The organism is Rhizobacter sp., from assembly GCF_046595475.1.
Taxonomy (GTDB): domain Bacteria; phylum Pseudomonadota; class Gammaproteobacteria; order Burkholderiales; family Burkholderiaceae_C; genus Rhizobacter.
Genome location: NZ_JBKJOQ010000023.1, coordinates 65,955 through 78,769 on the forward strand (window position 1 = coordinate 65,955; position 12,815 = coordinate 78,769).

Genomic DNA, 12,815 nt, shown 5'->3' on the forward strand with positions numbered 1-12,815 from the left:
ATTTTCGCCGGAAACGCTGCGCAGCCCTAACGTTTCGGCGGGCTGAAACCTGGCATGCCCGGAAACAGCGTCTCGGCCTGTTTGGCCATCTGCTCCTGCATCTGCGTGAACATGTTCCTCGACTGCTCCAGGTAGTTGCCCATCAAGCCTTGTACGGCCGGCGCCTGCCCGTTGAGGAACTGCGTCCACATCTCGGGGTTCATCACGTTCGGCTCCAGCAGCCCTTTGGACTGGTCGGCTAGCCGCTTCTGGATGTCGGTGAAGGTCTGGAGGTTCTTCTCAAGGTAAGAGCCCATCATGCCTTGCATGGCGTGGCCATAGAAGCGAATGATCTGCGCCAGCATTTGCGACGAAAACATCGGCCCGCCACCGGATTCTTCTTCCAGGATGATCTGAAGCAGGATGCTGCGCGTGAGGTCGTCACTGGTCTTGGCGTCGCGCACCACGAAGTCCTCGCCTTCGAGCACCATCTTCTTCACGTCGGCCAGCGTGATGTAGCTGCTGGTCTGGGTGTCGTACAGGCGCCGATTGGGGTACTTCTTGAGGATGCGCGTGCTGCTGTCGGCGCTGCCGTCGTCGGAAGTCGATGCGCGGCGGGTTTGTGCCATTCAGAAAGCTCCTGGTGAACCAGATGTGCAGGTGTACAAAAGATTCTAGAAGGCCACCCTGGCGTGCCGCGGAGGGTTTTCCCGCCTGCGCTCAAGCGTCGGGTGCACCGGAGGCTGGCGCCTCCGGGTCAAAGGGCTGCACCCCCAGGCGCTCAGCGGTTTGCGCGAGGTCCGCCGCCAGCTTGGCCACTTTTTTGCTCAAGCCTTGCCAGTTGCGTATGCATTCGTTGACCGGGTCCATCGGGTAGTAGACCTTGTGACCTTTGTCTTTGGCCGCCGACAGCGCGAAACGCACGAGGTCATTGAGCTCGAAGGCGTAGCCGGCCATCAGCGCATGCGTCTCGGCAACGTGGGCATCGATCATTTCCTGGCGACGCGGTGTCATGTGCATGTGAAAGCTCCCGAGCAATGAAAAAGAGCCTGCCCCTTGCGGGACAGGCTCTGGTTCGTCGACGTGTTTGGTGTGTAGCTGGTGGGCGGTGAGAGGGTCGAACTCCCGACATCCTCCACGTCAAAGAGGCGCTCTACCACTGAGCTAACCGCCCGAGCCCACGACTATAGCATCACCCGCCAACGGCAGGACCACATGCGAGCGCAGCGAAGCAGTCCTCGAGCAACGCCCTTGGATCTGGGTTTGCCGGTCCGATGGGCGGCGCCCTTGGGGGCCGAGCCAGGACAAGGCGGCAGCGAAGCGACTGAGGGGCCTCATTTCCGCCGCGCTCCGCGCACGCCGTCGATGCGTGACACGGCACTCAGCACCTGGCTCAGGCGCGCCGAGTCAGCCACTTCTATGGTGAAGGTCATCCAGGCGGTGCCGCCGCGAACATCTTTCACCGTCTGGGTGCTGACGCCGGTGACGTTCATCTTGTCCTTGGCAAACACTTCAGAGATGTCGCGCAACAGGCCCGACCGGTCGGCGGCTTCCACCAATACGTCGACCGGGTACAGCGCAGCCTTGTCGCCGCGTGGGGCACCCCAGGCCACGCCGATCACACGCTCAGCCGTGCGCGCAGCCATCTGCTTGAAGTTGCTGCAATCCACTCGGTGAATGGCCACCCCACGACCGCGCGTCACATAGCCGCCTATGGCATCGGGCGGCGCCGGGCGGCAGCAGCGTGACAAGCTCGTCAGCAGTGACTCCACGCCGACCACCAGCACGCCGCCCTTGGGCACGCCTTCATTGCTCGGCCGTCGCAGGGCAATGATGTCGTCGGGCTGCTGCACGGGCTCGGCCGGGCGCAGCAGTGTCTCGATGTTGCGCAGCGAAAACTCGTCTTTGCCCACCACCTCGAACAAAGCCTCGGCATTGCGAAAGCCCAGGCGCGTGGCCAGGTCGTCGAGCTTCAGAGCGGTCTTGCCTTCGCGCTGAAGCAGCTTCTCTACCGCCTCACGGCCTCGGGCGATGGTGTCTTGCTGCGCCAGCGCGTTGAACCACGCCCTCACCTTGGCCTTGGAACGCGCGCTCTGCAAGTAGCCCAGCTCCGGGTTCAGCCAATCGAGCGAGGGCCCGCCCTCCTTGATCGTGCTCACTTCAACGGTCTGGCCGCTCTTCAGCGGCGTGTTGAGCGGCACCATCGCGCCGTCGACCTTGGCGCCGCGACAGCGGTGGCCGAGCGTGGTGTGCACGGTGTAGGCGAAGTCGATGGGCGTGGCGCCCGCTGGCAGCTCGATCACCGCAGCCTGGGGCGTGAAGACATAGATGCGATCGTCGAACACGGGGCCGGCGGGTGCGGCCTCGTCATCTGACTCGACGAAGTCGCGCTCCCAGGCCAGCAGCTGGCGCAGCACGGCCTTGCGCGCTTCGGCCACCTGCGCATCGAAATCGCCTGCGGCGCTCACGCCGGCATAACCTTTGGTGCCCGCCTCTTTGTAGGCCCAGTGCGCCGCCACGCCGTGCTCCGCGTGCTCGTGCATCTGGCGCGTGCGTATCTGCACCTCGACAGGGCGTTCGTTGGCATCGAGCACCACCGTGTGCAGCGACTGGTAGCCATTGCCCTTGGGCCGCGCGATGTAGTCGTCGAACTCGCCGGGCACCGCTTGCCACAGCTCGTGCACGCGGCTGAGCACCGCATAGCACTCAGGCACGTCGCCCACGATGACCCGCACGGCGCGCACGTCGAACACGCGCGCAATGTCGATGCCCTTGCCGCGCATCTTTTTCCAGATGCTGTACAGGTGCTTGGGCCGACCTTGCACTTCAGCACGCACACTGCTGCGCGCTAGGTCATCGCTGAGCGCTTGGCGAAACGCCTCTACGCCCTGCTCTCGCTCGACACGTTTCTCGTCGAGCATGCGCGCGACAGTCTTGTATTGCTCAGGCTCCAGGAAGCGGAAGGCCAGGTCTTCCATCTCCCACTTCATCTGCCAGATGCCCAGGCGATTGGCCAGCGGCGCAAACACTTGCATCGACTCGCGCGCCAGCAAGGGCGGGCACGCCTGCTTGCTGGTGGCGTAGTGCCGCAACGTCTGCAGCCGCGAGGCCAGGCGCAACAGCACCACGCGCAGGTCGCGCGAGAACGCCAGCAGCATCTTGCGCACCCGCTCGGTCTGCTCGGCGCGCTTCTCGTCTTGCACCTGCGCTTCGCGCGCGGCACGCTGAATCTGCACCAGCTTGCGGGTGTGCATCACCAGCCCTGCATACGCCGGACCGAAAGCCTTGCTCACCACCTCGTCTGGCTTGCTGAGGTAGTCGCCTGCATAGACGAGGTAGGCCGCCGCACCCATCGACGGTGCTGCCCCTATGCCAAGAAGTATGTTGGCCACGCCCTCCGCATGGGCCAGGGCATGCTCGCCCGTGTCGAGCATCTGCCCCACCAGCAAGGGCTCGGCAAACGCACGGGCGCGCGCCAGCTGCGAGGCCTCGGCTTCGCGCGATTCTTCCGGGGCCACATCGGCCAGTTGGACTATGGCGGGAGCCGCAGAGCGGCTGTCCAGCGGGCCGGTCTTCATGCGCGCAGTAAAAACTCCCGCACCACTGCGATCTGGTCTGCGGAGGTGAGCATGGGCGCGTGGCCGACACCGGGGAACTGCCGCAGCTCAGCCTTGGGGCCGCGCGTCGTCATGGCCTGCGCGGTGTCGGGTGTCAGCAGGTCGGAGTCGGCACCGCGCAGCAGCAGTGTGGGGCAGCGCAGGCTGTCGTACATCGTCCACATGAGCGCTTCGCCCGCCTTGGCGACTTCGGGCGTGATGGCGCGGAATGGCGTGGCGATCTGCAAGTCATAGTGCGGAATGAAGCCGTCGCCATCGGGCTTGAGCATGGGCCGCGTGAGTGCCAACCACTGCTCGCGAGTGTGCGGGCCGAAGCCTTGCGAGATGGCCCACAACGCGTCGGCCGCTTCATCCACGCTCTTCCAGCGTGCAGGCAACCCGAGGTAGCTGCCGATGCGCACAAGCGAGCCGGGGTCGATGGCAGGCCCGACGTCGTTGAGCACCAGACGTTGCACCGGCGATTGCCTCAAAGCCGAGATCACGAGCCCGATCAAGCCGCCCATGGAAGTGCCCACCCAATGCACCGTGCTCGCGTGCAATCGCGCCAGCAGCGTCACCATGTCAGCCGCATAAGCCGGAATCTGGTAGCCCGCGGGGTCGGCCAGCCAGTCGGACTGGCCGCGGCCCACGACGTCGGGGCAAACCACGCGGTACTCGCCTTGCATGGCTTGAGCAAAGGTGTCGAAATCGCGACCCTGCCGCGAGAGGCCGTGCACGCACACCAGCACGCGCGGGTTCGCGGGGTCGCCCCACTCCCAGTAGGCCATGCGGTGCAAGCCTTGCGTGTCTAGGCATTGCACATGGTTCAGGCGTGGTTCGTGCATGGTCATTTCTCTCGTCGATAACGGACTGTATCAATCTGAAGCTTCGATCATGCTGAAAGGGAAACCCGCTCTCGTCACCGGCTCCACCAGTGGCATCGGCCATGGTGTGGCGCCATCTGCCCGGGCTGGGTGCTGACGCCGCTGGTGCAAAAGCAGATCGACGACCGCGCTACACGCGAGGGCATCACGTCGACCTGCTGAGCGAGAAGCAGCCTTCCCTTCAGTTCGTGACGCCCGAGCAGCCGGGCGAGTTGGCGGTCTTCATGTGCTCGCCGGCAGCAATGTGCGCGGCGTCGCCTGGAATGTCGACGGCGGCTGGGTCGCGCAGTAGTTCAAATGACCGCTCACCCTGAGCCTGTCGAACGGCCCCGTGCCCAGCGCCAGCTTCGACAGGCTCAGCCCGAACGGCGGAAATGCGGGCGCTCGATCACTTCGTCATCTGGACTGACCCGTTGACCGTCACGGTCACGGTTCCCTTGCCCAGCTCTACGGGCAACGACGATTCGGCATCAGCCGACTTGGTCGACATGCGCATCATCGGCGCCGAGGCGTAGGCCATAGGCTCGTTGCTGTTGATGTTGACCTCGCGCAGCGTGTAGCCGGTGAAGCCGAACTGCTTGGCGTAGTCGGCCGCCTTGGCGCGGTAGCGTGCAATGGCTTGCGCCGACACATCGCTCTCCACCTTCTCGCGCTGCTCGCGTGACAGGTTGGTGCCCACGCGGGCAATCGTCAGCGTGGTGATGCGGCCGGTGAGCTGCGCAATGCCAGGGATGTCACGGCCCTCCACCACCATTTCGGCCGTGCCTTGCCAGCCGGTGATCACGCCCTTGGTCGAGTAGCGGGGGAAGAGCGAGAAGTTGCCTGTCTGCACCTCGATCTGGTTGGGCTTGGCCACCTTCTTGGCTTCGACCAGCGCTGCGTCAAGCGCTTGCTTGAGGGCGGTCTGCACGCCGCCAGCATCAGTGCCGTCGCGGGTGGTTGACAGCGTCACGTTCAGCACGTCTTTCGTCACTTCGAGGCTGGCGCTGGCCTGCAGGCTCACCACGTTTTGCGGTGGCACATCAGCGGCCCACACCGGAGCGGCGGCAAGCAAAGTCAACAGGGCAAACGTGTTCTTCATTCGGTTCTCCTCAGGCATCAATAAAGGGCAGCAGGTCGAAGCGCCCCCGTACCACCGGCTCGGGGTCCAGCCCCCACCAGCGCCGGGCGATGGTCGCATAGACCTGTCGAAAATCGGCTGTATGCACAAGGTTCTGAGTGGCATCGAGGCGATCAAGTTCAGGCATGCTGCCGACGATGCCACCGCGCACCGCCCCGCCGAAAGCGAAGTGCGCTGCCGCCGTGCCGTGGTCGGTGCCACCACTCTGGTTCTGGCGCGCACGCCGGCCAAACTCGGAATAGGTGACGACGAGCGTGCGGTCCCACGCGCCCGCTTCCACCAAGCCTGCACGCAAGGCAGCCAGGCCTTCCGCCAGCTGCTTGAGCAGCGTGGCGTGCGTGCCGAGTTGCCCGCGGTGCGTGTCGAAGCTGCCATGCGTCAGGTGAAACACCGGCACGCCACCTCGGCCTTTCTGCCCGGCCACGATCTGGCAGGTAGCGCGCACAGCTTGGCCAAAGCCATGTGCAGGGAACTCTGTGGCGAGCGGCGAAGCGCCCTGCCCTCGCAAGCCTTCGGCGGCTTGCAGCACGCCGGCTTCCACACGCAACACATGCTCCAGCGCCGCGTTGCCACGCGCACTGGCCGGCTTCACCAGACGAGATTGGGTGACGAAGGCTTCGGTGTTGGTGAGCGACACCGCATTCGCACCGCTCAGCGCGCCCAAGCCGGCACTGCCGATCGCCACGCCCTCGGTGGTGAAGCGCGCGGCATCGCGCAGCCCGGCGGCCATGGCCCGCGCGACCCAGCCTTCGTCGAGGTATTCGGTGGAGCGAGAGGCCGTGTCCCAGATCTCGATGGAGCGAAAGTGCGACAGGTTGGGCTGCGGGTAGCCCAGCCCCAGCAGCAGCGCCATTTCGCGCCTCTCCCACAGCGGCAGCAGCGGCGCGAGCGAAGGGTGCAGGCCGATGGCCGAGTCGAGCTTCAGCACTTCGTCTGGCTTGATGGCAAGGCTGGGCCGCAGTTGCGCGTAAGCCGGGTTGGCAAAAGGCACAACGGTGTTGAGGCCATCGTTGCCACCCTTCAGCTCCACCAGCACGAGGATGCGGTCGGCCGCGCTGGCCGCACGCTGCGCCCAGGCCAGGGACGGAAGCCCAGGAAGAGCGAGGCCGCTCAGGCTCAACAGTTGACGACGGTCAATCATGGCGTTTCTCACTTGAGCTGAAAGGTAGGGTCTAGGCTCAGCGCCCGCAGGTACGACAGGCCAACCGTGCCGGCCGGCACCGGGTTCACAGGCGGCGCGGCCAGCACGGCTGCGACGATCTGGGCTTGTGCTGCGACATCGGGCTCGCGGTCAGGCCAGGCGCCTAGTGGCCGCAGCCAGGCTTCGGCGTCGAAGCGCATGCTGAAGCTCTGGCCGCCGCCTGCTTCCATGCGCGCCTGGCGCAATGCTCGGCGCTCGCGGCCACGGGCTTCCTGGATCATCTCGCGCACCATCGGCGTCGCGTTGGCCGCCATCGCACCGTCGTCGCCCACTTCGAGCGCTCGAAAGAGCCGCTCGGTGAAACGCTTGCGTTCAAGCAGGCTCGTGCTGTTGATCCAGTCGGTGTAGCCCGGCCAGCCTTTTACGTTGGGCGGCAGGAAGAGCATCTGGCCGAGGCGCGAAGTCACAGCAACCAGCGGCAAGGCGCCTTCGAGGCGTATGTCGAACTGCCGCAGCGTGCCCACGGTCAGCTCTACTGGCGACTTGATCAGCGCCGCACGCGATTCGGCCGCCCAGAACTCATCGCTCAGCAGCAGCTCGCGCAGCGCCGCGTCGGTGCGCCAGCCGCTGCTGCGCAAGCGTTGCGCGATGCGTTCAACGCTCTCGGCCTTCGGTGTAGGCGACACGAACTCGCGCCAAAGCTTGCCGGTGATGAAGCGCGCGGCCGCGGGTTGGTCGAGCATGGCGTCTAGCGCGCTCTCGGTGTCGAAACGCGCCGTGCGGCCAAACAGCGTCTTCGGCCCGTCATCGTGCTGACGCGGTCTCAGCTGGGCGCGCCAGCTTTCACGGTCGACCGACCATCCAGAGAAAGCGCGGGCCGCTTCCTTGATGTCGCGCTCACTGTATTGGCCCTCGCCCAAAGTGAACAGCTCCATCACCTCACGCGCAAAGTTTTCATTCGGCGCCTGCGCGCGGTTGGCCGCACCGTCGAGGTAGATCAGCATCGCCGGGTCACGCGCCACGCCGTGCAGCAGCTCGCGAAACGAGCCCGTTGCGTGCTGGCGAAACAGCTGGTGCTGGAAGAACATGCCCTGCGGCTGCTGCACCTTCTGCATCGAGGTGGCGAAGTGGTTGTGCCAGAAAAGCACCATGCGCTCGGCCAAGGGCGAGGGGCTTTCGCGCATCTCTTGCAGCCACCAGGCCGCGAGCGCGACGGTGTCGGCCCGCGCCTGCTGGCGCGCAGCCTTGCGGGCCTCGTCGTCGGCCAAGCGGCCATAGGGTGTTTGAATGGCGTCGCGGGTAAAGGCTGGCGCCGCATGCAACGGCGAGGCACGCCGGGCATCAGCCAGCAGCTTGTCGACAGCCGCCTGCGCCGACATGCCGACCCAGGGTGCTACTTCAGCAGGCGATGGTGCAAAGCCGGTGCGTGTGAGCAGGTGCCGCACATCAGGCGGTGTCAACGAAATGGGAGCGTTCATGGTGCCTGCGCCGAAGCGAAAGTCGATGCAAGCCTAACGGCTCGCCGCGCAAGGCCGCCGACACGACATCAGGGGCTTCACAAAGCTTCACCTGGACAGTTTTACCGTGAAGTCATAGATTTGTAACAAGTGGTCAGGTCTGCCGAAAACCCCGCTTGAACCTGCGCACAATCGCCGCTGTTACAAATGACGGAGAGGCCCGCATGACGCCCAACACCAACGCCCGCCCCGACCGAATCGTCGTGGTCGATGACGACGCCCGCATTCGCGACTTGCTGCGCCGCTACCTCACGCAAGAAGGCTTCGAGGTGCTGCTGGCAGAAGACTCGAAGGCATTGAACCGCGTGCTCACCCGCGAGACCGTCGACCTGATCGTGCTCGACCTGATGCTGCCCGGCGAAGACGGCCTGTCCATCTGCCGACGCCTGCGCGCTGCCAATGACGTGACGCCCATCATCATGCTCACCGCCAAGGTGGAAGACGTAGACCGCATCGTCGGCCTGGAAGTCGGCGCCGATGATTACCTGCCCAAGCCCTTTAACCCGCGTGAGCTGCTGGCGCGCATCCATGCCGTGCTGCGCCGCCGCCCGGCAATGGAAGCACCCGGCGCGCCGGCAAAAGACGCGCAGACCGTCACTTTCGGCCCTTTCGAATTCGACCTGGCGCTGCGCCGCCTCTCGAAAGACGGCGAGCAGATTGCGCTCACCACTGGTGAGTTTTCGATGTTGAAAGCCCTGGTGCGCCACCCGCGCCAGCCCCTGTCGCGCGACAAGCTGGCCCAGCTGGCCCGCGGCCGCGAGTTCGAGCCGTTCGACCGCAGCCTCGACGTGCAGATCTCGCGCCTGCGCAAGATGATCGAGCCCGACCCGGCACAGCCCCGCTACATCCAGACGGTATGGGGCGTCGGATACGTATTCGTACCTGATGGCGCGGCCTGATACCAAGAAACAGCGCAAGGGCCCCAAGCTGGGGCCTTTTTTTGCGCCGACGGTGCCCGACCCACTGCCCCCCGCCATGCCGCGCAAAGCCGTCGCGCTGAGTCTCTTTTGGCGTACCTTTTTTCTGCTGGCCATCTTGCTGGTCGGCGGTGTGTTCGCGTGGGTGCAGACCTTTCGCGCGCTCGAGTTCGAGCCGCGCGCCGTGCAGTCGGCCCAGCAGATCGCAAGCCTGGTGAACCTGTCGCGTGCGGCCATGAAGTACGCCGACGACATCAACCGCATCACGCTGGTGAAGACCATGGCGAACCAAGACACGGTGAAAGTGCTGCCGCGTGAGCCGGGCGACAAGTGGGAGCCGTTCGAGTCCGACCGCTTCTCTCGGGCCATCAGCGAAGAGCTGCACACACGCCTGGGCGCTGACACGCTGGTCGCCTCGGCGGTAAACGGGGTGCCGGGCTTGTGGGTGGGTTTCTCGGTCGAGAAAGACGCCTACTGGCTGCAAGCCGACCCCACCCGCGTGCGGCCCATGGCCGGCAGCAGCTGGCTGCTGTGGGTGACCATCGCATTGTTGGCCACCGTGATGGGCTCGGCCGCCATCGCGCGCCTGATCAACCAGCCGCTGCGCGACCTGTCGTTTGCCGCCAGCCGCATACGCGATGGCGAATATGAATCGCAGCTCGATGAAAACACGCTGACCAGCGAGATCCGCCAGGTCAACATGGGCTTCAACCGCATGGCGCGTGAGCTGGCCAAGGTGGAAGAAGACCGCGCCGTGATGCTGGCCGGCATCTCGCACGACCTGCGCACACCGCTCGCCCGCCTGCGGCTCGAAGCCGAGATGAGCGTGCACGATGAAGAGGCCAAGAAAAACATGGCGCTCGACATCGACCAGCTCGACGCCATCATCGACAAATTCATGGACTACGCCCGCCCCGGCGAGACCAAGCTGGTGCCCGTGCACGTGAGCAGCCTGGTCGAGCGCGAGATGCAGGGTTTTCGGGACCCGTCGCAAATTCGCATCAGCTCGCGCGTGGCCATAGACACCAAGGTCATGGCCGACGAGGTGGAGCTCGGCCGCGTATTTCAAAACCTGTTCGAAAATGCTCGCCGCTACGGCCGCTCTACCGACACCGGCATTGCGCGCGTGCAGGTGAGCTATGCGCGCACCGGGCCGTGGGTGATCTTGAGCGTGCGCGACTATGGCCAGGGCGTGGCGCCCGAGAAGCTCAAGCAGCTGACCACGCCATTCTTCCGCGGTGACGCGGCGCGCACGGCGGCCACCGGTGCCGGCCTGGGTCTGGCCATCGTCGAGAAATCAGTGCAGCGCATGGGTGGCAGCTTTGAGCTGGCCAACGCGATGGACGGTGGCCTGGTCGCGCATGTGCGACTAAAGAAAGCGCCGTGATCCGTTCGGGGCGAAGAAACACGCAAGACAACGCGCAAGACGACACCAGCGCGCCCCAGCGCGCGATGGTCGTCACTTTGTCGGCACTTGCCACGCTGTTCGCGCTGCTGGTCTGGAACGACACGCGCGAAGCCTGGTTCTCTCCGGGCTACGAGAAATACACCGTTGTCAGCCTGTGCATTTACTGGGGCTTGTGGACGGTGTGGCCTCTGATGGCTTGGCTGTCGTGGAAGGCGGCGCGCGCGCTGCGCGAGCGGCGGCTACTCGCCGGCATCACGATGCTCGTCGCACTTGCGCTGAGTGCTGCGCTGGCCTGGGCGCGCTTCATCGAGCCCACGCAATTGGTGGTGCGCGAAACCACTTTGGGCCAGCAGTGTGGCGTGCGTGTCGCGCTGATCTCTGACATTCACCTGGGTTTGTTCATGCGCGAGCCCGACCTGCAGCGACTGGTCGACCACCTCAATGCCTTGCCCGTCGATGCCGTACTGGTGGCCGGCGACTGGACCTACCAACCCCCACGCGACCTGGCCCGCGCTTTCGCCCCCTGGGCCGGGCTCAAGCACCCCACGCTCGCGGTCACCGGCAACCATGACGAAGAGATGCCGGGCCCGCCGCTCACCCAAGACCTGCGCGACGCCCTCACCGCCGTCGGCGTGAAGCTCATCGACGGTGAAGAATTGCCCCTGGGCCGGTGCGCGTTGATGGGTGCCGGCGACCTCTATGCCGGCTCGGCGCAGACCGATCTGGCCCACCTGCGCCTGCAGGCCTCTGCCCAGCCTGTGGCCAGGCGCGTGCTGCTGACCCACAACCCCGATGTGGCCAGCCTGCTGCCGCCTGGCACGGTTTCTTTCGTGCTCGCCGGCCACACGCATGGCGGGCAGGTGTGGCTGCCCTACTTCACAAAACTCATGCTGCGCAGAGCGACGCGCGGTGCTTTCGAGCAAGGCCTGTACACCCTGCCGCAGGTCAAACTCTTCGTCACGCCCGGAGTGGGCTTCAACCTGCTGCCGCTGCGCTTTCTGGTGCCGCCGACGATCGACGTGCTGACGCTCTGATCAGGCCTTCACCAACAGGCACACCGCCCGCGCCTCGATGGCCTCGCCGAGGCCAACCGGCCCCATGCCCTCGGCCGTCTTGGCCTTCACGTTGATCTGCTCCACCGGCACGCCCAGCGCAGTCGCCAAGCGCTGGCGCATGGCCGGAATGTGCGGCGCCATCTTCGGTGCCTGCGCCACGATCGTGCTGTCGACGTTGCCGATGATCCAGCCCGCCGCACGCACGCGCCGTGCCGTTTCGGTCAGCAGCGCCAAGGAGTCGGCTCCTTGGTACTGCGGGTCGGTGTCGGGAAAGTGGCGGCCGATGTCGCCCATGGCCGCAGCGCCAAACAGCGCATCGGTGATGGCATGGCACAGCGCATCGGCGTCCGAGTGACCTTTCAAACCATGCGTGTGGGCGATCTCTACACCACCCAGGATGAGCTTGCGCCCGGTCACCAGAGCGTGTGTGTCCCAGCCCTCGCCGATGCGCCAGCGTGGCACTTGCGGTTTCAACATGTGCGTGTCCTCAACAAACGCTCGGCGAGCGCAAAGTCACCGGGGTAGGTGACCTTGAAATTTTCAAGCCAGCCCGGCACGAGCCGAGGCGCACGGCCGGTGGCCTCGATGGCGCTCGCTTCATCGGTGACAGCACTGGCGCCCGCCAGCGCTTGCTGCAAGTCAGCCAGGCGAAACATCTGCGGCGTTTGCGCCTGCCACTTGTGCGCACGATCGACAGTGGCCGCCACACGCCCGCCGGCCTCATGCTTGAGCGTGTCGGCCAGCGGCAGCGCCAGCAGGCCGCCCACGTCGTCATTCAGGCAAGCGTCGATCAAGGCGTCGACCCACTCGGGGCGCAACAGGCAGCGCGCGGCATCGTGCACCAGCACCCAATCCTGCGGCTGCGCACCGCGGCGGGCGAGCTCGCCCAGGCCGTTGGCGACCGATTCGGCGCGGCTCGCGCCACCGACACGGGCCGCCCAACCGGTGAAACCGGCTGCATGCGATTCGAAGGCGTCGTCATTCGGGCTCAACACCACCAGGGTCTGCTGCAGCCGTTTCACCTGCGACAAGGCGAGCAAGGTGTGCGACACCAGGCTGCGGCCCGCCAGCGCGGCGTACTGCTTGGGCCCTTCGGCGCCCGCACGCTCACCCACACCGGCACAGGGCACAAGAGCGTAGAGGTGGGCGGGGAATGTGGCAGTCATCAGCGCGAACAGAGGGCCGAATTCTATAATTC

At 65.5% G+C, this 12,815-nt stretch carries 12 protein-coding genes, 1 tRNA gene and 1 pseudogene; 4 read left to right on the forward strand and 10 right to left on the reverse strand.

Annotated elements, in window-relative coordinates:
- Positions 1–26 precede the first annotated feature (26 nt).
- The 5 genes from phaR to AC30QB_RS04655 form a co-directional block, all read right to left on the reverse strand.
- A complete protein-coding gene (gene phaR, locus AC30QB_RS04635; RefSeq protein WP_489545015.1) occupies positions 27–608 on the reverse strand; it encodes a polyhydroxyalkanoate synthesis repressor PhaR in 582 nt (193 codons plus the stop codon).
- 91 nt (positions 609–699) lie between these two features.
- Positions 700–999 carry a hypothetical protein gene (locus AC30QB_RS04640; protein WP_489545016.1) on the reverse strand — a complete coding sequence of 100 codons (300 nt, stop codon included), beginning with the start codon at positions 997–999 and terminating at the stop codon, positions 700–702.
- 79 nt (positions 1,000–1,078) lie between these two features.
- Positions 1,079–1,153, reverse strand: a tRNA-Val gene (locus AC30QB_RS04645).
- A 160-nt stretch (positions 1,154–1,313) separates the two neighbouring features.
- On the reverse strand, positions 1,314–3,557 hold the full coding sequence (locus tag AC30QB_RS04650; RefSeq protein WP_489545017.1) for a RelA/SpoT family protein: 2,244 nt from the start codon (positions 3,555–3,557) through the stop codon (positions 1,314–1,316).
- Positions 3,554–4,420 carry an alpha/beta fold hydrolase gene (locus AC30QB_RS04655; RefSeq protein ID WP_489545018.1) on the reverse strand — a complete coding sequence of 289 codons (867 nt, stop codon included), beginning with the start codon at positions 4,418–4,420 and terminating at the stop codon, positions 3,554–3,556. Before AC30QB_RS04655 ends, AC30QB_RS04650 begins: the two co-directional genes overlap by 4 nt.
- A gap of 105 nt (positions 4,421–4,525) precedes the next feature.
- Here AC30QB_RS04655 and AC30QB_RS04660 point away from each other — a divergent pair.
- Positions 4,526–4,751 (forward strand): annotated as a pseudogene (locus tag AC30QB_RS04660) (SDR family oxidoreductase); the annotation flags it as partial.
- A gap of 96 nt (positions 4,752–4,847) precedes the next feature.
- On the opposite strand, the gene AC30QB_RS04665 reads toward AC30QB_RS04660, so the two are convergent.
- Genes AC30QB_RS04665 through AC30QB_RS04675 form a run of 3 tightly spaced genes read right to left on the reverse strand, consistent with a single transcriptional unit; the run spans position 4,848 to position 8,198 of the window.
- Complete coding sequence (locus tag AC30QB_RS04665) at positions 4,848–5,540, reverse strand: SIMPL domain-containing protein (RefSeq protein WP_489545019.1); 693 nt, start codon at positions 5,538–5,540, stop codon at positions 4,848–4,850.
- A 10-nt stretch (positions 5,541–5,550) separates the two neighbouring features.
- Positions 5,551–6,717, reverse strand: a complete 1,167-nt coding sequence (locus AC30QB_RS04670; protein ID WP_489545067.1) for a DUF1501 domain-containing protein — start codon at positions 6,715–6,717, stop codon at positions 5,551–5,553.
- 11 nt (positions 6,718–6,728) lie between these two features.
- Positions 6,729–8,198, reverse strand: coding sequence for a DUF1800 domain-containing protein (locus AC30QB_RS04675; RefSeq protein WP_489545020.1), 1,470 nt, complete (start codon positions 8,196–8,198; stop codon positions 6,729–6,731).
- Between the two features lie 203 nt (positions 8,199–8,401).
- Here AC30QB_RS04675 and ompR point away from each other — a divergent pair, with 203 nt between their 5' ends.
- The 3 genes from ompR (at position 8,402) to AC30QB_RS04690 (ending at position 11,596) form a co-directional block, all read left to right on the forward strand.
- On the forward strand, positions 8,402–9,136 hold the full coding sequence (ompR, locus tag AC30QB_RS04680) for an osmolarity response regulator transcription factor OmpR (RefSeq protein ID WP_296685334.1): 735 nt from the start codon (positions 8,402–8,404) through the stop codon (positions 9,134–9,136).
- Between the two features lie 76 nt (positions 9,137–9,212).
- Positions 9,213–10,541 carry a sensor histidine kinase gene (locus tag AC30QB_RS04685; protein WP_489545021.1) on the forward strand — a complete coding sequence of 443 codons (1,329 nt, stop codon included), beginning with the start codon at positions 9,213–9,215 and terminating at the stop codon, positions 10,539–10,541.
- Positions 10,538–11,596, forward strand: coding sequence for a metallophosphoesterase (locus AC30QB_RS04690; protein ID WP_489545022.1), 1,059 nt, complete (start codon positions 10,538–10,540; stop codon positions 11,594–11,596). Before AC30QB_RS04685 ends, AC30QB_RS04690 begins: the two co-directional genes overlap by 4 nt.
- Here AC30QB_RS04690 and ispF read toward each other — a convergent pair whose 3' ends face one another.
- Together ispF and ispD are read right to left on the reverse strand one after the other, a co-directional pair.
- Positions 11,597–12,094: a 2-C-methyl-D-erythritol 2,4-cyclodiphosphate synthase gene (ispF, locus tag AC30QB_RS04695; protein ID WP_489545023.1), complete on the reverse strand. Its 498-nt coding sequence runs from the start codon at positions 12,092–12,094 to the stop codon at positions 11,597–11,599.
- On the reverse strand, positions 12,088–12,783 hold the full coding sequence (ispD, locus tag AC30QB_RS04700; RefSeq protein ID WP_489545024.1) for a 2-C-methyl-D-erythritol 4-phosphate cytidylyltransferase: 696 nt from the start codon (positions 12,781–12,783) through the stop codon (positions 12,088–12,090). The genes ispF and ispD overlap by 7 nt, the downstream gene beginning before the upstream one ends.
- Positions 12,784–12,815: the final 32 nt, after the last annotated feature.

Bases quoted from the DNA above. Each gene is read 5' to 3' on its own strand.
- phaR (WP_489545015.1), bottom strand. From the start codon at position 608: ATGGCACAAACCCGCCGCGCATCGACTTCCGACGACGGCAGCGCCGAC.
- AC30QB_RS04640 (WP_489545016.1), bottom strand. From the start codon at position 999: ATGCACATGACACCGCGTCGCCAGGAAATGATCGATGCCCACGTTGCC.
- AC30QB_RS04650 (WP_489545017.1), bottom strand. From the start codon at position 3,557: ATGAAGACCGGCCCGCTGGACAGCCGCTCTGCGGCTCCCGCCATAGTC.
- AC30QB_RS04655 (WP_489545018.1), bottom strand. From the start codon at position 4,420: ATGCACGAACCACGCCTGAACCATGTGCAATGCCTAGACACGCAAGGC.
- AC30QB_RS04665 (WP_489545019.1), bottom strand. From the start codon at position 5,540: ATGAAGAACACGTTTGCCCTGTTGACTTTGCTTGCCGCCGCTCCGGTG.
- AC30QB_RS04675 (WP_489545020.1), bottom strand. From the start codon at position 8,198: ATGAACGCTCCCATTTCGTTGACACCGCCTGATGTGCGGCACCTGCTC.
- ompR (WP_296685334.1), top strand. From the start codon at position 8,402: ATGACGCCCAACACCAACGCCCGCCCCGACCGAATCGTCGTGGTCGAT.
- AC30QB_RS04685 (WP_489545021.1), top strand. From the start codon at position 9,213: ATGCCGCGCAAAGCCGTCGCGCTGAGTCTCTTTTGGCGTACCTTTTTT.
- ispF (WP_489545023.1), bottom strand. From the start codon at position 12,094: ATGTTGAAACCGCAAGTGCCACGCTGGCGCATCGGCGAGGGCTGGGAC.
- ispD (WP_489545024.1), bottom strand. From the start codon at position 12,783: ATGACTGCCACATTCCCCGCCCACCTCTACGCTCTTGTGCCCTGTGCC.